Genomic DNA, 24,362 nt, shown 5'->3' with positions numbered 1-24,362 from the left:
CTCCTTCAACAAGCATGCCGACACCGCGCGGCCATCCCGCCAGTGGTGGCTCGTCCTCGCGACCTTCACCGACGCCCACAACTGGATTGCGGCTGGTGAACCGAGCAACCGGGTCGGTGCTGCGGCCTCGCAGCACCGACCCGCGCCGAACTGGGCGATCGTCTCACTCACGGCCTGTCGATATCCGCTACTCCCACCAGTCAGGACAGCGATCAGCTCGATCGTGGTTAGAACACGACAACCCATGGAGTATCTCAATTGCAAGCACCGTGGATGACTGCTGAAGCGCCAGGTCGTGACTCAACTCCCGCCCGTCACACAATTCGTCGCCCATGGTGGTGATGAACGGAATCCATTCACCGCCATCGCCGGTGGCGTACTCCACCCAGCCGTAGCCAGTGTCCACTCGGTTGTGGACGACATGATTGCGCCTCTTCTGGGCTTTGCGTATCTGGCATACATGTGATTGCCAAGTGATTTTGTTAGGGTCCGAAAGCTTTTCCCAGATCTTCTTCAGCAACACACCGGCCATCATTTTCCCAGGACTTGCCTGTGTATCCAGCTTGCACAGGATACGGCCCAGCACGGCTTCGGTTTCAGCCGCTTGGACCATGATGAGACCGCGGAGCCGTTGCATGTCGGACGTGTCATAGCCACCGGGATCGCCGCGCCCGTCCTCACTAGATCGCCAGTAGACGCCATCGAGGATGTCCGACCACTCACGGACCTGCTCACCGAACTGAGGCACCTGGAGGTTCCAGTCGTCGCGTGGCGTGTCGTCACGCAGGTCATCCCATGCCGGCGGCACCGGCTGCTGTTCTCCCACGCAGAACAGTATGGCCTCAGCTTTATCCCAACGCCACTGAAATTAGTGCAATCTCTTCCCAACAGTAGATCCAATTAGATTCCGCCTATTGACTGGTGAAGCGACAGTATTCGAGACCGGCGGTATTCGACGGCGTCAAGTCTGGTGTACTCGGCCGGTACGTGCGGAGTCCATGATGCCCCGTCCGTACCCCAACTGGTCCGTCAGTCCTGTGGTGGTGGGAACCGCGGCGTGGTCCGCTTCTCGCGGGCGTATCTGCGTAGCACCGGCAGGCCGAACGCCACCTCACCAGGTTCGGCAGCTTGACCGCCCACAGCATGCTCGGAATAGACGGCGCCCTCCCAGAAGATCCTCTCCCTCGTGATCGACTCGACTCCGTCTTGTCTGATCCGCGAAACCTTCGCTTGACTACAGGCCACGAACCCGGAGCCGAACGTGCTACCGGTCAGCGTCAGCAGTAGCAACGGTCTGGCCGCGTTGTCGTCGAGGTCACCGTGACTCGAAACCGACGCAATAGTAAGGCCGCCGGTGAAACGAGAGTCGAGTTCCATCCGCTCCACCGCGGTGAACAGAATCTCCAGCTGGCAGTCGTCACTGCGCAACCAGAGCTGCTTGTGACCGAGGACGTACCGAAAGGGTCGGAAGTTGCTGTCACAGAAGAAGGGGAACCCGCTCATGACGCCATTCTGCCAGGGCGCCAGTGTCACTGACGACTCTGGCAAGCCCAGCCGATACTCGCTCGGCGGTCGTGGACGGGCGATCGGCGCGTCGGGTCTATGGCGATATGGCCGCATTCCACGCATCGGTGACACGGAGTTCACGATGGCCCCACCAGCCGTCGCGTTCGCCCTTTGTCCAGCAACCGTCGGACGGCGATCAGATCAGCGTCCCGCGGAGCATCCACCATTGCGATCCAGAACACGCCGCACAAGTAACCCCAACAGGGCGAACTTGCCCAAGACGACGTAGACACGATTGGCGAGTGGCCCGAGCCAGCCGGCCGACAGGACGCGACCGTCAATGGCGCCCCCTTGTCGAAGCTAACAAGGATCGCGCGGGCTCTGGGATGCCGCCGCTATGAGTGCAAGGCGCGTGGTGCGGCCACCGTGTTCACGAATCAGGCCAGACTCCTCGGTGGCCTGCCGCAACTCGCCTTCCAGCCTCTCAAGTTCCTGTTGCAGAAGCGCACCTTCGGCCAGCGTCTCCTGACTCCAGTCCCGCACCGGGCCGTTCGCCCGAACATGCTCTGCCAATGCCAGGCGGGCCGCAAACACGCGGCGCTGCAGCTCAATGAGGGCTTCGGGAAGGTGAATGTCGGGCACTTACCGATGATACTGATGGAGCAGTCTTGTGGCTCGGCCATTCAGACAGTGCGGGTGCTTTCGGTGGCAGCCTCCGTGCACCAAGATGCACAGACTGGCGAGCAGTCAGCCAACCAACGCACGGCACGATTTCCGGGATCCCAGTGGATTCTGGGAAGTGTGGTCCTGGGCTGGCATACCCAACCCCCAGTACCCCGGCGGGGCTTGAACCCGCGACCTTGACGTTATAGGCGTCCTGCTCTAACCGGCTGAGCTACAGGGGCATGTGCACGGCGAGACCCCGGGGCGGCTCACCGCGGGGGGTGGGTATGCACTGGCCCTGCAGTCTAAGCATGAGAACAGTATGGCATCGGCCAAGGACACCGGACCAGAGGGAGCTGGGTTGCCACCCGGCGCATCACTTCCACAACAACGACACTGCCCGCCACCTCCAGCAGAGATCCACGGACACACCACCCCTTTAGCCACCCTCTGACAGATCGGGCTCAAGTTCTCCGGTTCAGCTCAGGCTGACGGGAGGGCCACCAGTCCGAAGGCCACGGCCGCAGACCGGCTAGCAAACCAGGCGTCAGGATCTCAACACGCTGACTTGACAGGGAACAACTTCGCTTCGAACACAGCCAGCGCGGGATCAAGGTGGACGCCGTTGTCCGCAACACAGGACGCACTGAACCAGGCGCTTCAACCCCACCGCGCGGTTGTATCAGACGCAACATCGATGCGCCCGAGAACGAGGCCGCAGGTCCACTGTGGATTCATCCACCTCAGCTACAACCCGCCCTGCCCGCTTGACCAGCCAAGACAGCAGTCAGAGCGATCTGCCCAATGTTGTATCCAATGCAATTCCACCTATTTGCCCTGGCAGGTGCCTAACCATGATCACGAATCCCACGCCCCAGCGGGCACTTCGCGGACACATGCCCCAACGGCCCACACCACGGGCCGCCACGACCGGCGAACACCACGCCCACCTCGCCAGCCGGCTCACCGCCCGAGACCGGTGGCTGGCGCGGATGCTCTACGAGCACAAGGTGTTCACCACCACCCAGATCGTCGAGCTCTGCTACCCGACTATGCGTGCGGCCAACCACCGGCTGCTTGACCTGTTCAGATGGCGCGTCGTCGACCGCTTCCAACCGTTCATCAGCTCCGGCACCGCGCCCATGCACTACGTGCTGGACATCGCCGGAGCGGTCGCCCTCGCCTACGAGGACGGTGTAGACCCCAAGCAGCTCGGCTACCGCCACGAAGACGCCATCGGCATCGCACACTCGCTGCGCTTGGCCCACACCGTCGGCGTGAACGGCTTCCTCACCAGCCTCGTCGCATCCAGTCGCCGCCCCGGGGCTCGTGGACAGCTGACCACATGGTGGTCTGAACAGCACTGCGGCCGGTTGTTCGGCGACATGGTCCGGCCCGACGCCTACGGCCGCTGGCGCGAAGACGGCCACCAGATCGAGTTCTTCCTCGAATTCGACTTCGGCACCGAGGACTTGGCCACCCTCGCCAGCAAGCTCTACCGCTACCACACACTCGCCACCGCAACAGCAATCACCACGCCCGTCCTGATATGGCTGACCAGCAACCGGCGCGAGACCGCCGCCCGCCGAGCATTGGCCGAGACACTGTCCCAACTGGACCGTCCCACACTGGTACCCGTCGCCACCAGCACCACGGACCCCACCGGCGAGAACAACCCAGCCGACGCCCGGTGGCTGCCCATCGCCGGCACATCAACACCACGGACGGGACGACTGCGACTCGCCGAACTCGCCCACCTGTGGCCCCATCCCACCCCCACGCCAGCCCCCCAGACCCCGGCAACAGGTCCATCACATCAACCACAGACACAACTGGCCGCGCCCGACCCACTACCCCCACCCGCAACCGCTTATCGCTTCCGGAGGTGACCCCGTGAAAATCGGCATCACCATCATCGCAGCCATCATCGCCATCCCCATCCTCATCGGCGGGCTCGCCGAAGCACTCGCCAACGCCCTGTTCGGCAGCAACAGCACCCAACCCAGCCAAGTAGCCCTCGACGACATCCCATCCGACTACCTCGCCCTCTACCAACAAGCCACCGCCGTCTGCCCCGGCCTGGACTGGTCCATCCTCGGCGCCATCGGAAAAATCGAAACCAACCACGGCCGCAGCGCCCTCCCCGGCGTCGCGGACGGAACCTCCAATGCAGCAGGCGCACGCGGACCGATGCAGTTTCTCCAGTCCACATTCGACAGTGTCATCGCGCGGCATCCTCTTACCCCTGGCGGGAAGAATCCGCCCTCCCCGTGGGACAAACACGATGCCATCTACGCGGCGGCCTACTACCTCTGTGACTCCGGTGCTCCCAAGGACCTCCGCAAAGCCATCTTCGCTTACAACCACGCCGACTGGTACGTCAACCAAGTCCTCGCCCAGGCCCAGAAGTACGGCCAAACGATGCCCGGTACCGGCGATTGCACCAAGATCCAAGCACCCACCGCCGCCGTAACCACCGCGATCACGTTCGCGTGCAGCCAACTCGGCCGCCCCTACCAATGGGGAGGCGATGGACCAGCCGCAGGAGACGCCGGATTCGACTGCTCCGGACTCACCATGCAGGCATACCACGCAGCCGGAATCACCCTGCCCCGCACCGCGCAAGCACAGTACAACACCGGACCACTCGTACCCACCGGTCAGCCACTGCTTCCCGGCGACCTCATCTTCTACGGCACCCCCAACCACGTCCACCACGTCGGCTTGTACCTCGGCGCGGGCAAGATCGTGCATGCATCCACCTTTAACGAGCCAGTCAAGATCAGCTCGTACCGCTGGAACGGTGACGACTTCCTCGCGGCGTCTCGGCCAGTTGTCGTCTCACGCGTCTAAAGTGGACGTACTGACGCTGCTTTCGCCCACAGGAAGCTCGTAAGTCCGTTGGACATGCCGGTTCGCCGATTGACGGCCTGGCCGCCTGGGTGAAAAGCTGTCCGACCTGGACGAGTGCGCACCTCCCCCCTCGGCGGGCTCGTTGATCAGCCCGCCAGCCCTCTGAGGAGAGCCGGCGGGCTGACTTGCGTCTGGTTCGTCGTCACCGCCAACCCACGGTGGTGCCGCTCACCCTGTGGCCGTTAGCGGTCCACATCAGTAGTTGCAACAGCGGGGAAACTACAGGTGTGCGTCGGCATCACACCGCTTGCGGCGCTGTGCCTCGAATTCCTCTGGGGTAGGTTCCCGCAAGTAGATGGTGTGCCGCGCGCGTCGTTCGGTCTGGCAGCGATGGCAACTGACGAAGTGGGAGTTGGGCGGCGACCAGCCGATCGTCATTTGTCCAGGTCCGAGCGAATGCCCGTTCGTGCACACGTCGGGAGGCACGACGGTCAGTCGTGGGCCTGGCCCGAACCGGTACTGAGCAACCCCGTCCGACTCACCTTCATAGAAGTCCGAACACACGTTCGACACGTTAGCTCGTGATTGGGCGCCTTGACCATCACCCCGCGTGTGTGGCGGGTCAAGATGTCTGTCTCTTGGTCACGATGACTGTCACTGATCCGGATGCCTCAACTGAACCGACAACGCACGCCCCGCCGCCCGACCCGGGCCCGCTACTCCGATAGCCCCGCGGCGAGCCGCAAGGTGTGCCGAGCGGGAGGACGTGTGACTGCGGACGGCAGAGCATGAACCACACTGTCCGATGTGACGCAGGTCACAAGTGAACCTTGTTTGTGGTCACGATCTGTAATCGACGGGGTTCAGGTGTCCGGTGTGGACGAACAATGCGCGGGGTCACCGCATCGTAGCCGGTCAACGGAGGTGATTGGGCACGCGGCCGTCGGCTGGGTGACGTCGTGACACGCCCGTCGGGCGCGTCAATCAGTGTCCCGTTGGCTACTCACCGTGCGCGTCCGGTGTGCGGTGAGTCCTCAGGTAGTGGGAGGTCATCATGGTTACCCGACATCTCGGTTCTCGGATCGCGGCGGTGACAGTGCTCGTCGGTGGCGTGATGTGCGCCACCGGTGGCGTCGCACAGGCTCAGACGAGCCCGGAGGAGTTCCTCTACCCCGGGCACTACACCTTCACCGTCCCGGCCGGTGTGCACACCCTGCACGTCGAACTGACCGCCGGTGGCGGCGGTGGCGGCGGCGCAGGCAGCGGTGGCGCTATTGGTGGTGGCGCGGGTGCGGGTGCCCACGTCATCTGCCAACTCCCCGTCACCCCGAGCACCACCTACCCCGTCGTGGTGGGCGGCGGCGGTGGCGGCGGCGGGACCCCTTCTGCCGACGGACTGGATGGCAGCGGCCCGGACGGCGGCGCGCACGGTTCCACGTACACCGTCAACCGCGACGCGGGCAATGGTGGGCCGCAGGGCGGCGGTGGCGGCGGCGCCGCCGGAGGCGATGGCGACGCGTTCGCCGGCCTGGGCGGCTTGGGCGGTGGCGGTCTTGGTGGCGGCCTGAGTGGCCTGCCCGGTGAAAGCCTCTCCGGCCTCAGCGGCGGTGGCGGTGGCGGTGGCGGCGCGAGCAGCTTCGGCACCCTCCTGACCGGTGCTCGGGCGGCAGGCGGCCAGGGCGGCCAGGGCGGCGGAACCGGCATCCCCGGCGTCACCAGCGCCGCCCTGCCCGGCCTCGGCGGGGTCATCACCACCTGCATCGGCCTCGGCGGCAGCACCGTGGCCGCCGACCCCGGCGGCGCTGGCTTCCTAGACGGCCAAGGCGGCTTCAACCCCGCCACCGGTGGCGGCGCCGGTGGTGACGGCGGCCTCAGCTATTTCCAACAAGGTATCCCGCCCCAGGATGGCAAGACCGGCGTTGACGGCTTCGCCATCATCAGCTGGTAACAACCCCACAGCGGCCCCGGCACCACCCCGGGGCCGCCCACCCCGACCAGGCCAGACCAAGCACAGGCCCGCCACACCACCGGCCCAGACTCCCACAGGATCAAGCGGGGCACCCACCGCCGAAGCCCACTGTATCGTCCACTTAGGACCAATTCGCTACCACAGAGGGGACATGCCACAGGCCGTTACGGCCAAGACGACGCACCAAACCAGCAACCAGCGCAGTGACAACCACCGTGATCCCTTGATGACAACAACCGTGCACAAACGACACCAGAAGCCCAGGTCGTACAAGCCCTCCAGGGACAACCAGCGCGACCCGCCACAGCGTGAGATGCCTGGACGGGAAGGCGGCGAGCTGGCGTGAGGTGCAACGCTGGCGGACGTCACCCAACGGCAGCACGGCGAATTGGACAAGCTGCGTGCCTCGGCCGAAGTGGGGGCTCTACCTATGCCGGCACCGCTCGGCGCCCGCGTCGCTCACACGTCGGCGGCACCGGTCAGCTTCGTTGTCACAGGACATGCCAGAACGTGGTGCGGGGCACGACGACTCCATGCCACAGATTGATCACGACTCGATGCGCGCCCTAAGACGGTCGGACAGCTCGCACTCAGGCCGATGCCCGTCCTTGACGTGCGAGCGGAACATCTCGGTGATCTTTCCTGCGGCGGGCGAGCTTGGAGCCCCCATCAGCAACGGCTGGCGGGGATGCTGGTGAGACCCGCAGTCGTTGGCGTCGGGCGCCTGCGTTGAGAGTTCCGCACACGTGTCACCTGGTGGCCGCGGGCGGTGCTGCTGATGACTCACTCCTGTGGGTCGCTGTCCTCGACGTCTGGTGGGGTCGAGTCGTCGCTGCCTTCCTCGAAGAGCTTGTACATGTTGCTTCGCCGCATGCCGGATTCCTTGGAGATCCGCAGTCGTGGGATGCCCGCGGCGTCGGCAGCCAGGATGGCGTCGCGTCGCTTCTTCCTGGCCTCACGTTGCTTCGCGAGCAGGTCGGCGATCGTATTTTCCAAGTTAGTCTGCTGTACGCGGGCGTCGTCCAGCTTGTTCTTGATGTCGTCGAACTCGGCTCGGATGGCGCGAAGGTGCAGGACTTCCTTGGGCTCGTCGCTCATCGAGAAGCCTTTCTCGCTGGCGTCGTCGAGGTGCTGTGTGACGACGTGTCGTTATCGCGGCATGTCTATCATGCATGTCTACCTTACTGTCAGTATGACACCTGGTGTGCAGCGGGCGACGTCGGGAGATCCCCACGAGGTCGCCCGCTGGGTAGACCGAGTGATCGCTAGGGCTGACGCGAGACCAATGGTGTGCTCGGCCAGTGGTCCCCGAGCCAGCAGTGGCGACCGACGTCGGCGAGTTCGGTCTGGCGCTGCCGCCAGTCCGGCATCCACAGGTACATCTGCCGCTGCCACGCGCGGCCATGAGGAGACCCGCCGGGCTGGGTGGCGTGGGCCTGTTCGTGCACGAGGACGTACTCGATGAATCGCATCGGCAGACCGAACGCAGCCCAGTGCAGGGTCGTTGTGTGCTTGGGCGGCCCCTCGTAGATGCCCCAGCGGCGCCGGCCGAGGTCACGCACGGCGTAGGTGAGGCCGGCGATCCGGCCCTGCACCTCGTACTGGCGGCCCTCACAGCGCAGCCACTCCAGCCCGACCTCGCGGTACAACCCGATGACCGCCCGACGTACCAGCTCTGGCCTCTGCTTCCGCGCGTACAGAACACCTTTCGAGGTAATCGCAGGAAGCTGCTCGACGCCCACAGGCGTAGCAACGAACTGGAGCCGGTATCGGTGGCCCAGCAGCTCGAACTCCTCGCCGTCGACGAACTCCTTGACCGCGTGCTCAGGGGCCAGACGCGCCGCAATGTCGACCTTCTCGGCAATCCATCGACGGTGGCTGCTCACGAACCTGGCGACCTGCTTCGGGTCGGCCATCGGTGGAATCAGGACGACAACCGCGCCGCCTGGCTTGATCTCGATGGCGGGCCTGCGGCGCCGCGGACGGATGGTCACGTCGACCCGCCAGTCGGCGGGCAGGTCGAGGGCGGCCAGCGCAGTCCGAAAGCGTTCGGGATCAGTCATCGCAGTCGCTCCTCTTGGTAGTTGATGTCCTCGATGGAGCTGGCCACGGTGGCGACGCCGGTGCGCAGCAGCTCGTTGACGCCCTTCGACGTGACGGAGTGGATCGGGCCCGGCACGCCGTAGACCCACCGGCCGAGCTCGTGAGCGGCGCGGGCGACAGCGAGTGCGCCGCTGCGGTGGCCGGCTTCAACGACTACGGTCGCCGCGGCGAGAGCAGCCAACAGCCGGCACCGCGCGTGGAACCGGATGCGGGTCGGTGGTGTGCCGATCGGGTACTCGCTGACCAACAGTCCGCCCTGGTCGATCACGGTCTCGTAGAGCCGAGCGTGCTGGTGTGGATGGGTCTGGTCGACCCCGTTGGCGATTACGGCGATCGTGCGGCCATCGGCGGCTAGCGCTCCGCGGTGAGCCGCCTCGTCCACTCCGAGACCGCCGCCGCTGATGACCGTCACCCCGGCGCGGGCGAGGTCGTCGCTGAGGTCCCTGGCGACCGTGTTTCCGTACTCCGACGACGCTCGGGCGCCGGTGACCGTAACGGCGGGTTCGGCGAGTTCGGTCAGGACGCCGTCACCGCGCACCCACAGGCCGAGCGGAACGCCATGGCCAGCCAGGGCGGTCAGCCGTCCGAGCGGCCAGTCGTCCCCCTCGGGCGTCAGCAGCCGCGCCGTGCCGTGGTCGAGGGCCCGCAGGTCGTCGTCGATCCGGGCGTCCGGCCGGGTGACCTCGTTGAGGACCGCGGCGGGGGCGCTGCGGTGTCGGATGTGCGCGATGGTGTCGACTGGCCCGTGGACGGCGACGTGCTGGTGGATGGCGGGTGCGGGTGGTTCGGCTGCGCGCAGGAGGAACAGGCGGGCGTGCAGCACCTCCAGTGAAGGCATGGTCATCTCCTCGATAAGTTGGGCGTGTTGGGGCTACTGGTCAGGGCGCCGCGGGCGCCTCGTGCGAGGGCTCGGACACCTGCGCGAAGGTGGGGTAGTGTCCGCTCCGCCCGATGCCGAGGAATGTCACGTGGCGGACGCGGGAGGACGGGCCCTTGTTCGGGTGTGGAACGGGCTGGCCAGGATCTGCACGCGCAGTCCTTTTCGGACGCTGGGCAGCTCGACGATGCCGTCCCGAGTTCAGGGACTTGGTCCAGTTCCGTGATGCCCCAGGGTGTCTCGGTGTAGACGGCCAGGAACCGGTAGGCCGGGACGCAGTCGGCTCCATGGCGCACCGCGGCATTGGCTTCGGCGAGCAGCCGGGTCAGCAGGTTCTCGCGTAGGCGCTGTGTCCAGGCGTGCGCCTTCGCTGGCCTGCCAACCGAGCGTGCCGCTGGTCTGGTACTTGTAGCAGTCCAGCGCGGCGATTGGATGCAGCGCGCGGTTCGGTCACCGTCGCGACGTGGGTCCGGTGGTTTACCGTGCTCGTGTCCGACGTCGCGATAGGGCCCGTGCTGCTGACGCACTGAGTGAGATCGTCGAGGACACCGCTCAGGTCGAATTGCAGGCCGGCGTTGACGAGTGCGTCGTGTGCGTAGGGTGCAGGTCGAACCGAGACATGGTGGTATCCCTTCAAGAAGACGAAACTGGCTGGATGGTTCAGGCCGCGCCGCGACCGCCTTGGGTGTCGATGACGGCGTGCTGCACGGCTACGATGGCCATGTCGACGCGGCGTTCCAGCTGAGCCAGCGCCTCGTCGGTGTGCTCTGCCCAGGCGACAGCGAAGCCGTCGAGTTCCTTGTCCCGTGCCTGGGCGGGAGCGACCGTGTAGAACTCCTCCTGGGTCGGATACGTCTCGTCGCAGGGCCTGCGCAGCCACAGCCGGCGGTGGGTATCCCGATCACCATCGCGGACCGGTGCTCCGGCGATCTCCTCGTTCTTCGTCACCGTGATGTCGGCGAGCCGGCTGACTTCGGTGAGCGTGGTGTGGACAGTGCGGTGCCCACCGCGCAGGACGCAGTCCACGGATCGGGCAGCGGTGGCCGGCGCGTAGTAGAGTCGGCGTACGCGATAAATTGCCCACGGCATCGTCTTCATCCGAGCGGCGGCCAGGGTGATGGGCTCGGTCGCCCGGTCACGGTGCAGTCGCGTGATCAGTGACTTGCCGGGCCCGAACAGCCCTGATCGGGGGTTGAGCGCCAGACACACGTACTCGTCGATGATGTGCTGCGCCGCTTCGGTCGGCAGCGCAGCGAACCGTGCGAGTTGCTCGGGCCAGCCGGATCTGTTGCCCGCGTAGGGACAGTGCCGGCAACAACTCTTCGACCACACCGCACCAAGCTTGCGGTACAAGTAGTCGAGGCAGTCCTGTCGGCTCCAGCCCCACTCGTAGATCGGATACGTCGGGATACGTTGCCCGCCCATGGAATACGCGGAGTCACGCATGATCCGGATGTACTCGTTGACGTTGAACCCGATCGCGTGGATGTAGAGCTGGTCGCCGAACTCGGTGGCGCGCCACGCATCCTGCGGCGCGCCCTTGGCTTTCTGGCTGCACTTGCGGACGCCGCCGAGCTGCGGCATGGTGCCGGTGACGCGGTTCTCGCGGGACAGCTTGTACACGCCGTCGAGGTGCAGCTGGTACGGTTGCCGGGTGTCTTGAAGTACGGCGACACCGTCCTTTTTGGCCGGACCTCGGCGGGCGACTTCGACCAGGCGGATGTTATGTCGACGGAGAAGAGGAAGAATGTAGTGCTGGACAAGCTTTCCAGTGGTGCTCCACTCGTCGCCGGTCTGCGCGATGACGACGACCAGGTTAGAGAAGTCCGGTGCGATCGTCTCGGGCCGGGCGGCCGGGTCGGTGATCATGCGGAGAATTCCGGCTGTTGATTCCGCACCCATCCCGTACGACCAGACATAGGGGATCAAGTCGTGAGGTTCAGTGATTGTTCGTGTCCCCCTTTGCATGTCGTCCTCCGTATGGCGATGTTGGTGTGATGCAGCCGATGCGAGGGCTGCACTCCTGGTTGTGTTGCGATTAAAGGATGTTGGGGAGTTGCCAGGTGATCGGCCGGACACGCAATGGCTTTGTGCCGGCGTAGGAGGCGGCGAGGTTGCCGTGGTCGGTGATGATTTGGTAGCCAGCGAGCCACACGGCGAACCATGGTTCGGCAGCAGCGCCTTGGCGGGCCGACGCGTCGGGTGCTGGCAGCATGTTCGTGTCCAGGGGCGGCAGGGACGAGCGGTAGTGATCCAGTCGTCCGCCGATCATCGGACAAGACTTGCTGGTGTACGCGGCGCACCAGGGGTGCAATGCCGGTTCGCTGGTGCACTGGCGTGGCAGGTCCGACAATCGCATCATCAGCACGGCACGGTTCTCCAGCGGCCGGCCGCACACTCCGCACCACCGGTTGAGCAGGGCCCGTCCCATCCGATCGCGATCAACCGAACCGAGCAGGTAGCGACCGTCGGCCGTGCGGGGCGTGATCCAGGGCACAACTAGTCCGCCCACGGTCGGGAGGTGCCATAGCGACAACGGAATCGGAGGCACGATGACGTCGGACATGATCTTTCTCCTGTTCTCCATCGGGTTGTCGCGTCGCGCACGAACGCGAAGGCCCGTGCGGGGCGCTGAATGTGGGGTCGATGGCGGTCACGCGAATGCCGCTTCGGGCCAGCCGAGGGGTCAGGCTGCGTGTGGCCGGGTGCCGGGTACGCGCCTGTTGAAATGGCTGCCGGTGCGGAGTTCGAGCCGCACGATTTGGTTGTGACAGCGATACAAGGCGCGTGGGTCCAGCCAGTCTGTATCCCGGTCGTCATCTGGAGCCAGGCCGACGGCGTTGGTGCGGCCGAGGTCGCGATCCGTTTCGGTGAACAAGGTGCCAGCACCGAGCGTGACCTCCTCACCGACCATCGGTGTGCTGGGTGCCAGGCCCCGCGTGAGGTCACCGCAGTGGTTCGAGCGTCGCGTTTCGACCACGACGGCGACGAGTCGTCCGCGTTGCCCGACCGGTGCGTTCTCGAAGCTGACGCAGTCCACGGCCTCCGGGCCAGTGACCAGGAAAACGGTGCCGTAACGGTCGGTCTGCCGCTCAGACCTCGGCCACCATAGTTCGCCCTGACCGAGCTCGATCGTGGCCATCCCTTTGCTCGACTCGACAATGGCGGCTTGCTCGGCAGCGGTGACGATCTCGGCCATGGACAGATCGTTGCGGAACCGGTGCTGTATCTGGGTTTCCAGTTCGGCGTACTCGGCAGCCAGCTCCGGCCGTAGTTGTGCGGCACGAACCAGATCAGCGCGGCTCGCGAGCACACAGAGGGAGCACGACAGGCGGCTCATGCCCTGATCGTAGGCCGGATGGTAGGGCGCGCCGGAGGCCCGGATGCGTTGCCACACCTGCTCTTCAGTCCAGTCATGAATCGGCAGCCAGGTGTCGACGGTACGCCGGCCACTGCTGGTTGCCTCGTCACGGCTCAGGCGAGCCTTCATCAGCCGGGCGCGGGACTCCTCGGCGCGCAGACCCAGGCAGTTCAGTACACTGGCCGGACGGTGCAGGTCGCCGAGTTCGGCGACGAGTTGCGTGATCAGTTTCCGTGCGGGGCCGCGCTTCTGGTCCGAGGTGCAGTAGCGCGCTGAGGACGATGGCCAGCGCCCGCGGCGGCGAACCTGGTCGAGCAGAAGTCCTTGCTCACGGTGGCGTTCTTCGTAGCGGACGCCGTAGTGCTCGGCCTGGGTGCGGGCGAGTTCGCGGGTGCCCGGCCACTCGACGTGGCCGAGCGCGCAGTGCAAGACGGTGACGCGGTGCAGCACGCCCGTGGTCGAGGCCAGGGTGCATACTTCGTCCAGCATGGCCTGGCTGTCTTTTCCGCCGCTGCTGTTGACGAGGATAACGTCATAGGCGGCGAGATCTGGTGTTGTAGTTGGCGCGAGCATGAGTCACCCCTTCAACAAGCTAAGCGTGCTTGTCCTTAATAGACCTTTAGGTAGGATGAGGCTGTGTGTGACGACACTTTTGCGTCCGGCTCAGATATCCGTCTGCGTTGGTGTCAGCCGTCAACGGTGGCGTCACCTTGGACGCAGGTGCGGAGCATGGCCGGCGGCTCATGTCGTTGCGCACCAGCGATGGCTCCAGTGTCGTCGGGGCCAGGTTGCGATTTCCGGCTCGATCGCAGCCGCAGGGACGGCGGTGCTCGACCCGTGTGGGTCGAGCACCGCCGTGAGGAGATAATCGCGGGTGGTCAGTCGACGTGGCCGCCGGCTGTCCAAGCGCGAGTGTTGTGTCGCTGGCCGGTTGTGCGGCTGTGCAGGCCGGCCTTGACTGTGTCGGCGCGCTTCTTGGCCGATGCGAGCAGCAGCTCGTCGCCGAGCTGGTCACCGAGTTGCGGATCCAGAGTGGGCAGCACGTCACTGGGCGTGAACTCGATCGTGAGCATCGGGCATTCCTCCTTTCTTAGGCACTCAGCGGGACGGTGTTCTTGACGACGGCGTGCCAGCCGTCGGCAAGCCGGACACGCCGGTGGTCGGGCCGGCGGAAGGGCGGACGGTGGGTGAGCGTGCCGCGCACCACCGTGGTGCCGTCGGGCATCCGGGCCACCTCGGTGGCGACGTGATTGGTGTCGAGCAAGGGCCCGCCCTTGTCGAAAGTGGCCCCTTCGTGACGGAGCCACCGTTTGGTCACCTGTGAGGACAAGGCCACGGTGAAGATGTCGCCTTGTCGCGTGACAGTGCGGTTCATCTGCTCGGCGAGCAGTACCGCGTCCGGCTTGAGTGCCTGGTACGCCTGGCTGACTGTCGTCGCGTCGGTACGCGGCAACTCGCAGAAGAAGTACAGTGGCCGTGACTCCTGCACATCGAAGCCTGACAGGAATTTTGTCCAGCGGTAGCGCGGTGTACGGTCCCAGCGGTCCGGCCCGACCGACCGCCACCCGATGTGGATGCGGCCACGGATCACCGATTCGCCGAGGCGGTGCACGTAGTCCGTCCACCGATACCGGGTGCGTCCGTCGGGCAGCACGGCCGTCGTCAGATCGCCGGGTGTGCTCCACGCCCATCGCGTGCGGGGCTGGTAGGCCACCCGCTCGACGGGCACCCAGGCATCGCGTGTGACGTCGAGGATCTCGATCGAGTCGAGATCGAGCCCCGAAGATTGCAGTGCGCTGTACGGGATGATGACTCGTGGGACACCACTGCGGTCGACAGCCGAGCGCAACTCGTTCTGGTGATTGCTCGTCGTGGGCGAGTACGTGTCGCCGTTGAGCAGGAACGCGACGACCTCACCCGCACGACGAATGACCCGGCCCAGTTCGAAATGAGAGCCGTAACTGTAGATGCGGTCCCCGCTCGGGTACATGCGGCTGGTGGACCGCAGGCGCATGTCCGGGTCGTATGTCATCGCGGCGACCCACCGTTCGGCCACGTCTCGCGCGTAGTGCGACATGACCCCCAACCTCCTTTCGTTCTGAATGGCATAGGCCAGAGCTGGATAGCTCTCGCGGAAACGCGGTGGTCAGGTGTGGCCGTGTCGGCAGAGGGCATGGCGGACCGCGCTCATGATCGAGCCGGCGTTGGTGTGTGAGGTGGCGTCCTGGTACAGCGACCAGGACCAGTAGCAGTCGCGGCCATCGCAGTAGATGCGAACGTGGTCATCCTCGTGGTCCTGAAGCACGAGCGGGAGCCGGCGCCGCTCAGGCTCCGACGGCTGGGGTGTGGTGCCTGGCAAGGCAAGGCGGGAGCCATCGGCGTATCCCGTGTCGACGCCACGTTCGGCGAGGTGGGCCGCGATGTGACCGGCCAGGTCGTGCGCGTTGACTGTGCCGACCGCTGATCCAGGCCGGGCTCGGTCGTCGAGGTAGTTGTGCACGAGGTCTTCCAGCGTGTCCACCAGAATCATCGGTCGAGTCCTTTCCAGACGGAGGATTGCGGAACGCCGCGCCGCGGGATGTGGGCAGCCCAACGGGCGGGGTGTTCAGCGGGATGCGTTGTGGTTACTTGTATTCGCGCTGCCATCGGCTTTCGACATTGGGGGCCAGTTCGTCGCGTAGGTCGTCCTGGGTCCGGTCGTGTTTCGCGGCTAGGGCGGCCAGGATGAGTTGCGCGTCGTCGCGGTACGCGGCGATGGTGTCCCGGTGGAGGGTGATGCTTGCCCTGGCCAGCCGCCGGGCGTAGGCCACGGCGTCGGCATAGGAGCGTCGGGCCGTGAACTCGGTGTCGATCTGCCCGTAACCCTTGGTACGCAGGGGTGTTCCGTCCGGTGCTGTGATCGCTTTCGCGGCCTTGGCTTTCGCGCGCTCGGCCTTCTCCAATTCTCGCGCGAGTTGCTCGGGGGTCTTGATCCGGCTGGGCCGGTTGCGGAGTTCGACCGGTGCGCTGGGGTAGCACTCGGTGCACGCGGCCTTGCCGGCCAGGTCGACGATCTTGGTCTCGTCGTGTCCGGAGAGCTGGGTGAGCCAGGCGAACTGGGTGGTAGCGAAGCAGGTGCGGCATGCCGTGGTGCGGTGGACGTGGCCGCCGGTGTTGAGGACCAGCCAGGCGCGGGTCCAGCCGCCCCGGCGTTCGAACTCCGCGTTGAGCGGCTGGGCGGCTGCCTCGCACTCGGCGATGGCCTGACTGGCCTGCTCGATTCGAGGTTCCAACTCGGCAGCGGACGCGGTCTGGCCGTCGTCCAGCCAGGTCCGGCGGCGCTTCCTGAGCCCAAGCAGGGTCTTCTGGGCCTTGGTGTGCTCGATGTCGAGGCGGGCGAGCTCCTCGTCGATCTCGGACGGGGTTGCGGTCGTGGGGTCGTTGATAGGCATGGTGTTCACCTCGGAACGGGTTCGGGCCAGGCCGCATCGGCCAGGCGGGGGCATGGGAAGGCGTCGCCGGTGCGCCAGGCCCGGATGGCAGGCGCGAATTCGCTGGTAACGGTCCGGTCGAGGTCGCGGATGTCGATCGTGGGCCGGCCGTTGCGGCGGGCGTCGGCCCACAGGTCGAGGACCTTGGTGAGGCTGTCGGCCAGCACCGCCGTCAGCGCGGTGGGCGGGTAGTCCTCGGCGACCGAGGCCAGCAGGCCGGTCATCTCGGTCAGTGGCATGCCGGGGGTGATGTAGTGGTCGAGCTGGCGGACCGGCAGCGTGGCCACGTTCTCTGGTCCGGGCCGGGCGCCGGCCAGGGTGACTGTGCCGAGCTCGGTGTCGGCGTCGAGTTGGAAGACGTAGACCCAGAAGCCCATGTGGGTGGTCGCGCGGGTGAGCGCCTGGCGCGGCAGGTGGCGTTCCCGCGCCATGTCGAGCGCCTTGGCTCGGTTCGCGGGCACGACGAGCACGTCGTCCAAATGGGTCCGTGACAGGTCGAGGCGGTCGTAGAACTTCACGAACACGAGACTCCTTTCCTTGCGGTGGGGCGGTGTCACGCGCCGGGCCGGGCGAGCGTGCGGGGTGGCAGGGCGGTGGTGGTCCAGCCGTAGAGGTCGAAGACCTGGCGGGCGTGGGTGCGGCAGTAGAGGTCGACGGCGCCGCCTTGGCCGGCGTGGGTGGCGCGGCGGTGGCAGTAGCGCGGGTCGCGGCCGTTGCCGAACTTGGTTTGCCAGGTGCACGCGCGTAGCCGGTGTACGCGGATGACGAGGCCGGGGCCGCCGTTGACGCCGGTCCAGCGGCCTCCGTCGATGTCGGTGGCGTGCCAGACGTGCCGGGTCCACATCCCGCCGGACGGGGTGTAGGTGCGTCGGCCGGTCTGGTGGGTGTCGGCCGGGTCGATGGTGGCGAGGTGTCCGCCGGGCCAGGTGGTCAGCGTGTCGCCGTGGGTGGACACGTAGGCGACGAATGTGTTCGCGCGGGTCATCGCGTCGCGCGCGCGTTCGTCCGAGCACGGGTAGCAGCTCGTCGCGCCGGTGTGCGGGTCGATCGCACGGCCGGCCCCGACGCCGGTGGGATCCGGGGTGGGCGGGTGGCCGCAGTCGAGGACGTCCGCGATGGCGGCGGTTGAGGAGGTGGTCATGGCGGTGTCGGTCCTTTCCGGCCGGAGGTCAAGCGGCCGAAGCCCGTGAGGTCGCCTTGGCCAGGGGTCGGCGATCACGCGGGACCCGGAGCAAGGCGAGGTGCGACCGTCGCGGTGGTCTCGATGGGACGGGGTGATGTGGTCAGGCCAGCAGCCATCGGCGAGACGCAGGTGATTCCTGGCATGGGTCGAGGTGGCGGGGATCGGCGCCATCTCGGGCACGGCGGGCGACCACGAACCACCAGCGCAGCAGCGCGCGGACCGCGCGAACGCGGCTCGGGGCGTTCGGCAGGAAGTAGACGAGTCCCCCGCCGCCCAGGAGGTGCGCACGATCGCGGTAGGCGGTGGGTGACCATCGGCCGCGCGTTCGGACGAGGCCACCGATGACGCTGACAGGCTGAGGAATGCCGTAACACTCGGCGGCACGCTCGTCGATCGTGACGATGTGGACGGTGTGGCCACCGGTCGCGTCCACGATCTGTGTCAGTGTCGCCATGCCGTCGCGGGAATCTCGTCCGTTGACCCACAGCGTCACGACGGCGGTGGTGTGGGTGTTCGTGGTGTCGGGCATGGCAAGTCGTCTCCTTCGGGACGTGATCAACGCGCCGATCGGTGGGCGGGTGTCGGCTGGCGGGCAGCCGGCACCCGCCGTGGGAACTCGTGCGTGGGGCGGATCCGGTGATTACCTGTCAGCGGTACTGGCCGGTGATCTGGACGAGGTGGGCCATGTCGACGACCGGGCCGGCCCAGTAGCGGACGTGGGCTGGTTCGTTGCCGATTCCCCAGACGTAGAGCCGGAAGTCGGGGTCGCTCGGGCTGACCCACACGGAGGTGTTGCCGGTGCCGTTGGGCGTGCGGACGCCGTACTCGTCGCACCGGTCGATGTCGATCGCGGACCATGGTCCGGCCTGGAGGTGTGCGAACACCCGGACATACGGGGCGTCGAACGGCACGGTGTGCGCTTTCATCCGCTCTGCGACCCAGTCGGGCAGCGCCGAAGTGGACAGCGACCGGGCGGAGGTGATTACGGCGCGCATGGCGTCGACGCTGGTGAGCTGGCCGTGGTCGCTGCTGTCCCCGTAGGCCAGAGCAGTTGGTCCGGTGAACCACAACGTGATCCACTGCGGGCCTCGGTGCCAGCCGCGGGCGTAGCCCCGACGGTCGCCCATCTCGCTGATCGGGATCGGCGGCAAGGTGCCGTCCAGGCCCCGGTCGGGGCGAGGCGTCCAGTTGTGCGCGCGGAGATCGTCGTCCACGGTCGGGTACAGCATGTCGGTGGTGCGTGCGCCCGCGTAGCCGTGTGCCGACCTGCTCAGGCTCTCCGCCAAGCCGCTCGTCCGGCCGGTGACGTTGCGCAAGCCCTGTATCGGCATGGGTTTCGAGCTCAGGGCGTCGTCGGCCAGGTCGGCAACCTGGCACCGGAGGTTCGCCGCGCGTTTGGCCAACTCGGCGAGGCTGGCTGCCTGCACGCGGTTGATCGCTTCGAAGGAATCGGCACGTGCGCGTTCCCGTACAAGCTCAGCGCATAGCATGTCCACGGCGGTCGGGTGGTCGGTCATCGTGGTACTCGCTTTCGTCGGGTGGGTGGTGAAATCCGGAGGTTGTTGACGAGGTCAGTCACTGTTCGGCGAGCACGCGGTCGAGTTCGTGAAGGAAGTAAGCGACGTCGGTGTTCGGGCGCATGGCGTCGCCGGTAGGTGCCGAGTCGAAGTCGTCGACGTAGTCGGCGTGGTCGCATTCGCAGCAGTCCGGTGCGGTGGCCGGGAACAATTCGCTCCCGACATTGAGATAGGAGGTTTCGAGCGCGCGGTCACGGAATGTGGGTGCGGTGTAGGTGGCGATCTTGGTGACGACGCGGGCGGCCGGGAATCGGGCGAATAGCTCGGCCAGTACGTCGTAGTGCGTGTGCCAGCACGCGGAAATGGTGCGGCGCCTGCCTTTCGGGCCGGTGCCCTTGTCGAACGCGGACGAGCTTCCCTTGGCGCCCGGTCCGGTCGTGTCGTGCGCGCGGAGGGTGAACGTCGCGCGGGGGCCGGCGCTGTTGGTGCGGTCCTCCCCCGTGCGTACGGTGATGTTTCCGTCGTACAGAGCGTCGGACACGTCGCGCACGACGCGGTGAACATCGGTGAAAGACACGCCGTACACGAACATGGTGGACTCCTTTGCTGATTCGAGCGGGGTTTTGTGCGTGCGCGCGGATGAGTCGAACAATCCGCAACGGGAGACCGTTGCAACCATTGCGCGCTGTCAGAGCTGCGCGGCGCCCGCTAAAGCGGGCGCCGAAATCGCGGCCGGTCACTAGGAAACCTTCGATTGCGCCGTACTCGCGCTATCAGACCCACGCGTCGACGCGCCGAACGGTGGCCCCGCATTTCGCGGCTACGTAGTCCGCTGCGTCTGCCAATGTCGAAAAGCGGTATTGGTATGCGGATAGTGGCACGGGTGCACATGCCCCGTCGGTCGATTCAATGCGCCACCGTCCGCGCGGTGCGCGTTCACATACGACGAACGCGCACCCGTCACGAGTGAAAGCAGTCGCGCTATCGGCGTCCTGTTCGCCGTGCGTGTCGTCACTCATGATCCAGCCGTCTTGCGCGTACTGAAAATGAAGCTCGATGACGTTGTCGTCCCGTTTCGTGGTTGGCATATTGACTCCCTGCTAGTTGGCCGGAATTGACGTGTCGGGTTAGTCCCACGCCCAGCGGGGCTGAAATTCGTTCGGTAGTCCGTCGAACGTCCACGCACCGAAGATGCGTTGCTGCCCCGAGCGCACGCGGACATGCGCACGTGGGATGCAATGCGATGGGGTGACGGTGGTGTTTTCCCCACGGCGATAGCCGCGACGCTCCGCCGTGATACGCACCTTGATGTGCCCCCACGTTGCGTAGCCGGTCACTTTCGCCGGTATGAGCCCCAAGAAACCGTCGATAAAAACGAGATCACCGGGTCGAATTACAGTCATGCGGGCGTGACTGGTCTGCGTTGCGCTCATTTCCCCTGTCCTCACTTGGTGCATGTGTTGGTTAGTTGGCTGATCTGGTAGCGCCAATCGGCCAGGTGCGGCTGGTCACCAGTCGCCGAAGGTGCAGACGGGCCCGCATTCGCCGGTAGCGTGGGGCCCGTCCGATGCGAAATGCTCGCGGCGTGCGAGCCGGTCTTGCTGCTCGTCTCGCGCGCGGTCTTTCCTACTGCGCATTCCTGCCCATTCGACGGGCGGAGCACCGGCGAGTAGCTGGTCACAGCGGGGGCATCCGGGCGTCTTGCGTCCGAAGACGGGGCCGCCGCACGTGTGTTTCAGAACGGTTTCCATGATTGCGCCTTTCGCTGTGAGGCTAGCCATTAGGCAGCCGTCTGGTAGCCGGTGCCAGGGCACGTCGCCAGTTCGGGAAAGTGGTTGGTTCGGAAGGCTTGCCAGGCTTGTTCCGAATGTGCGCGCGCCCGGTTGCGGCCCTTGTCCAGGCGGTTGGGGCCGCGCTGCTGTTCGGCTTGCTGGTTCAGCCGTTGGCGGACCAGCCACGTCACGGCCTGTACCTGATGTGCCGAAACCCGGTCACCAGAGATGACGGAAATCATTTCCGCGGCACGGTGGTACTGACTCACCACATGGTCGTAGTGCCGGCGGCTGATCGAACCGTCACGGCGCTTGAACCCTTTCAGAGGTGCCGAGTCGTACTCGTCTGAACTGAGTGCGCGACCGTGCGCGACAGACAGCGCGTGCCGATCGATGACGACGCGCGGGTCCTCGGAGTCTTTGTCTCCGCCATGCTCAATCAGGTGCGCGAAATCGCGAATCTTCGGACCGGCGAGAATGTCCCCGTATCGTTCGCCGGACAGCAACCGATCGGCCGCGTGTTTCTGCGAAGTAGACGCGAATATGCCGGATCCAGGTCCGCCGATCCCCTGCCGCTCGCGGAGCACACGAGCGGCATTGAGAATGTTTCCGATCCATCCTTGCTGTGGCGAGTAGATCGCGAGCATTCCAGCGCCGAGATGAGCGTCACCGTCGGCGATGACGGTTGCCACGTGATGCGCGTCGACATACCAGCGCATGCCCTGGGCTATTTCGTCAGTTGTGGCCTGTTCCCAGTGCCACACGATGTTTTCGTGGCTCACGGGGTGAGCCTGGAACCATGGGTGATCACTGGGGGTAACCATTGCTATCAGGTCCTTACGTGTGATTCACGCTCACCGGCGAGTCGTCCCACAAGCGGAACCATTCCGCTACGGCGGTACGTTCGCCGGCCGTTCGTACGTATTTGTCCAGGGCAAGTAGCTCGCGTCGAACTTGTCCGACGTCTAGTCGCCAGAGCTCGCGGGAGATTTCGTCGCGCACACGGTCAAGGTCAATTGCACCCGATGACGCGAGTGAGTAAAGCGCGGACGACATGCCGCCGTGCCAGCCGGACGCGATACGGCGCGCTTGTCCATCGGTGATCATTACAGTGACTGCACTCATGGTTTACGCTTCCTTTGATTCATGCCGCGGACGGGGTCGCGACTGGAACTGATTCCATGGCTGAGAAGTCGAAAATGGCGAGCTGTGCGGTTTCCCGCGCGAGCGTCATTGCTTCGGACAGGTCCGCCGTCACGATTGAGACGTCCAGGTAGACGCGGCCGGTTGCGGGGTCACGCCAGCCGCCGAGAACGCGACCGGGTAGCGAAAGAGCGTCCTTCGCGTGCGCGATGTATTCGTGAAGATCGTTGCGGGTCACGGGGCCGTCGAAAATGCGTTCGTGTTCCGGGTGCACGGCGACTGCGTAGCCGATTCGGACATCTGAACCGTCGCTTGGGTTGACAGAAAAGCCGCCGTCCGGGACGGACAGAGCGTCCGCCCTGGCGCTAATCCGGGCGGACCAATCGATCAGAGTCATAGTCATGGCGGTACTCCGTTCGTTGAACGAAAAGGGGGTTGACTGGGCAGTGATTCAGGCCAGTTGTGAACTGGCACCGGAACGCGCAACTCTCGCGTTGTGAGATCTCCGCAAAGGGGACACATTCTGTATCCGGGCAATACGGCGCTACTCACGGGTGAGAGTTGCGCGTTCCGATGACACACATTCCCTGAATCTCTAAACACTGTTGGGATAAGCCGTTATGTCTAGTGCGCAATGTAAGGAACCATGCCCGTATGGGTTTAGCGTGCTATGGGCAGGCGAGAGCGACGCTCTCAAGCCAAAGAAACCCAATGTCGGCAACCGCTTGAAACAACCCCGAACGCCTACGCATTGCGACGTTTTTCGGTGCTAGACCACCATTGACCTATCTTGGGGGCACACCTGTGGCAGACATGCCATTTATGCGCGCTACTCCGCTCTATAGCAAGAGCTATACAAATGATGCTGCAAGCGCAGTTACTACACATTCCCTTGCGGAAATGAGCGTTTGGCTACGCGTCGTTCACCATTCCGCTCTGCGCGGATTCGCTGCTGACCGCACGGCCCAAGCCGCTGCCCGTGCTATACGGGACTTAAGGTTGTTGCCGACAGGAAAGACGCCGTGATGATCGACTCGCAGGGACGCCGTGCCCTGGTCCTCGTCGCCTCCTCGAAGCTTTCCTGTTGACATGTCTAGTAGACATCTCTAGTGGACACTTCGCAAGTGCCGGACCCCATGTCGTGACCTTGTCGTGACCTGATCTTGTATGCGCGCTGGTCAAGTGCCATGGGGCACCGGAAACGGCATAGGAGCCAGGCGACCGGCACGGCGAGACCCCCAGCGAACGCGACCAGGCGACCGGCACGGCGAGACCCCCAGCGAACGCGACCAGGCGACCGGGCAGCTCGTTTCGATGCAAACGGATTGACAGAATTGCGCAGATCGGGGAATTGCACGGAATTCGATACGTCGAATCTTTTTGCTATCGCAATTCGCCCGAGAAATCATCCCGACAAATGAGAACAGTTGACGGACATCGAATTGCGCTTTGTCAATACGTCGAAGGTAAATGAAATCAGATTGACATGCGCCTGCATGTCGAGAGCAGTTGATCATGGACAGAGCGGCCGGAACGCGAGCGAGGACGAGAGAGACGCGCAAGGGCTCGGCCGGCGGAAAGTGGTGGTACGAGGAGATGGTGACCACCGCAGCGAAGGCGACCACGGAGTCGAAAGGAACGGCAGGCGACCACCCACCCAAGCCGACTGTTCATATGCCTGCCGGCGACCGAGTCGGGCGTCGCATCGGTAGGGGTTGCGGTTGTCCTGGCCTGCCCTTTCGTCGCCTCTGGAGGGCTACCGCTCTAGCAGGTAGTTCAATCGGACCGTCGCCCGGTAGGTAGCGAGGACGTCTCGCTTCGCTCACTGAGAGTGGAGTTGATCTCCGAAGGTGTCGCCCGATGTGGTGACGTTGGTGTCCTAAGTAGAAGTACCGCTGTGCTAACTGACTGGCGCGACGTAGGTTGATGACCTTCAACCGAAGTA

The 24,362-nt window shown here is 65.2% G+C and carries 24 protein-coding genes and 1 tRNA gene; 3 read left to right on the top strand and 22 right to left on the bottom strand.

The window, feature by feature from the left end:
- Positions 1–187: 187 nt before the first annotated feature.
- The 4 genes from EV192_RS45145 to EV192_RS45130 form a co-directional block, all read right to left on the bottom strand.
- Complete coding sequence (locus tag EV192_RS45145) at positions 188–826, bottom strand: hypothetical protein (RefSeq protein WP_132124935.1); 639 nt, start codon at positions 824–826, stop codon at positions 188–190.
- A gap of 203 nt (positions 827–1,029) precedes the next feature.
- Positions 1,030–1,503, bottom strand: coding sequence for a hypothetical protein (locus EV192_RS45140; protein ID WP_132124934.1), 474 nt, complete (start codon positions 1,501–1,503; stop codon positions 1,030–1,032).
- Between the two features lie 363 nt (positions 1,504–1,866).
- Positions 1,867–2,148 (bottom strand): hypothetical protein, encoded by a 282-nt coding sequence (locus EV192_RS45135; protein ID WP_132124933.1) that lies wholly within the window; start codon positions 2,146–2,148, stop codon positions 1,867–1,869.
- Between the two features lie 189 nt (positions 2,149–2,337).
- Positions 2,338–2,412, bottom strand: a tRNA-Ile gene (locus tag EV192_RS45130).
- Between the two features lie 611 nt (positions 2,413–3,023).
- On the opposite strand from EV192_RS45130, the gene EV192_RS45125 reads away from it, so the two are divergent.
- From EV192_RS45125 to EV192_RS57015, 3 genes are all read left to right on the top strand, one after another.
- Entirely contained in the window at positions 3,024–4,058 is a 1,035-nt protein-coding gene (locus EV192_RS45125; RefSeq protein WP_132124932.1) for a replication-relaxation family protein, read from the top strand.
- 4 nt (positions 4,059–4,062) lie between these two features.
- A complete protein-coding gene (locus EV192_RS45120; protein WP_132124931.1) occupies positions 4,063–5,022 on the top strand; it encodes a C40 family peptidase in 960 nt (319 codons plus the stop codon).
- 1,054 nt (positions 5,023–6,076) lie between these two features.
- A complete protein-coding gene (locus EV192_RS57015) occupies positions 6,077–6,970 on the top strand; it encodes a hypothetical protein (protein ID WP_132124930.1) in 894 nt (297 codons plus the stop codon).
- An 804-nt stretch (positions 6,971–7,774) separates the two neighbouring features.
- Here the strand turns inward: EV192_RS57015 and EV192_RS45110 are convergent.
- The 18 genes from EV192_RS45110 to EV192_RS45025 all read right to left on the bottom strand — a co-directional run bounded on the left by EV192_RS45110 (position 7,775) and on the right by EV192_RS45025 (position 22,814).
- Complete coding sequence (locus tag EV192_RS45110) at positions 7,775–8,089, bottom strand: hypothetical protein (protein WP_132124929.1); 315 nt, start codon at positions 8,087–8,089, stop codon at positions 7,775–7,777.
- A 167-nt stretch (positions 8,090–8,256) separates the two neighbouring features.
- Positions 8,257–9,054: a M48 family metallopeptidase gene (locus EV192_RS45105; RefSeq protein WP_132124928.1), complete on the bottom strand. Its 798-nt coding sequence runs from the start codon at positions 9,052–9,054 to the stop codon at positions 8,257–8,259.
- Positions 9,051–9,932, bottom strand: coding sequence for a DNA-processing protein DprA (gene dprA, locus EV192_RS45100; protein WP_165960940.1), 882 nt, complete (start codon positions 9,930–9,932; stop codon positions 9,051–9,053). Before dprA ends, EV192_RS45105 begins: the two co-directional genes overlap by 4 nt.
- A 699-nt stretch (positions 9,933–10,631) precedes the next feature.
- On the bottom strand, positions 10,632–11,900 hold the full coding sequence (locus EV192_RS45095; protein ID WP_207926747.1) for a hypothetical protein: 1,269 nt from the start codon (positions 11,898–11,900) through the stop codon (positions 10,632–10,634).
- 109 nt (positions 11,901–12,009) lie between these two features.
- Positions 12,010–12,537: a hypothetical protein gene (locus tag EV192_RS45090; RefSeq protein WP_132124925.1), complete on the bottom strand. Its 528-nt coding sequence runs from the start codon at positions 12,535–12,537 to the stop codon at positions 12,010–12,012.
- A gap of 120 nt (positions 12,538–12,657) precedes the next feature.
- Entirely contained in the window at positions 12,658–13,905 is a 1,248-nt protein-coding gene (locus EV192_RS45085) for a phosphoadenosine phosphosulfate reductase domain-containing protein (protein ID WP_132124924.1), read from the bottom strand.
- Between the two features lie 305 nt (positions 13,906–14,210).
- A complete protein-coding gene (locus EV192_RS45080; protein ID WP_132124923.1) occupies positions 14,211–14,405 on the bottom strand; it encodes a hypothetical protein in 195 nt (64 codons plus the stop codon).
- A 17-nt stretch (positions 14,406–14,422) separates the two neighbouring features.
- Positions 14,423–15,409: a hypothetical protein gene (locus EV192_RS45075; protein WP_132124922.1), complete on the bottom strand. Its 987-nt coding sequence runs from the start codon at positions 15,407–15,409 to the stop codon at positions 14,423–14,425.
- 69 nt (positions 15,410–15,478) lie between these two features.
- On the bottom strand, positions 15,479–15,862 hold the full coding sequence (locus EV192_RS45070; RefSeq protein ID WP_132124921.1) for a hypothetical protein: 384 nt from the start codon (positions 15,860–15,862) through the stop codon (positions 15,479–15,481).
- A gap of 94 nt (positions 15,863–15,956) precedes the next feature.
- A complete protein-coding gene (locus EV192_RS45065) occupies positions 15,957–16,763 on the bottom strand; it encodes a hypothetical protein (protein WP_132124920.1) in 807 nt (268 codons plus the stop codon).
- 5 nt (positions 16,764–16,768) lie between these two features.
- Positions 16,769–17,320: a hypothetical protein gene (locus tag EV192_RS45060; RefSeq protein ID WP_132124919.1), complete on the bottom strand. Its 552-nt coding sequence runs from the start codon at positions 17,318–17,320 to the stop codon at positions 16,769–16,771.
- Between the two features lie 35 nt (positions 17,321–17,355).
- On the bottom strand, positions 17,356–17,943 hold the full coding sequence (locus EV192_RS45055; protein WP_132124918.1) for a hypothetical protein: 588 nt from the start codon (positions 17,941–17,943) through the stop codon (positions 17,356–17,358).
- Positions 17,944–18,085: 142 nt separating this feature from the next.
- Entirely contained in the window at positions 18,086–18,514 is a 429-nt protein-coding gene (locus EV192_RS45050) for a hypothetical protein (protein WP_132124917.1), read from the bottom strand.
- A gap of 118 nt (positions 18,515–18,632) precedes the next feature.
- On the bottom strand, positions 18,633–19,502 hold the full coding sequence (locus tag EV192_RS45045) for a hypothetical protein (RefSeq protein ID WP_132124916.1): 870 nt from the start codon (positions 19,500–19,502) through the stop codon (positions 18,633–18,635).
- 58 nt (positions 19,503–19,560) lie between these two features.
- Positions 19,561–20,094 (bottom strand): hypothetical protein, encoded by a 534-nt coding sequence (locus tag EV192_RS45040; RefSeq protein ID WP_132124915.1) that lies wholly within the window; start codon positions 20,092–20,094, stop codon positions 19,561–19,563.
- A 535-nt stretch (positions 20,095–20,629) separates the two neighbouring features.
- Positions 20,630–20,935, bottom strand: coding sequence for a hypothetical protein (locus EV192_RS45035; protein ID WP_132124914.1), 306 nt, complete (start codon positions 20,933–20,935; stop codon positions 20,630–20,632).
- Positions 20,936–21,282: 347 nt separating this feature from the next.
- Positions 21,283–22,056, bottom strand: coding sequence for a DUF7178 family protein (locus EV192_RS45030; protein ID WP_132124913.1), 774 nt, complete (start codon positions 22,054–22,056; stop codon positions 21,283–21,285).
- A gap of 362 nt (positions 22,057–22,418) precedes the next feature.
- A complete protein-coding gene (locus EV192_RS45025; protein WP_132124912.1) occupies positions 22,419–22,814 on the bottom strand; it encodes a hypothetical protein in 396 nt (131 codons plus the stop codon).
- Between the last annotated feature and the right edge of the window lie 1,548 nt (positions 22,815–24,362).

The organism is Actinocrispum wychmicini, assembly GCF_004345645.1.
Taxonomy (GTDB): domain Bacteria; phylum Actinomycetota; class Actinomycetes; order Mycobacteriales; family Pseudonocardiaceae; genus Kibdelosporangium; species Kibdelosporangium wychmicini.
This window is presented reverse-complemented; position numbering and strand designations above follow the sequence as displayed.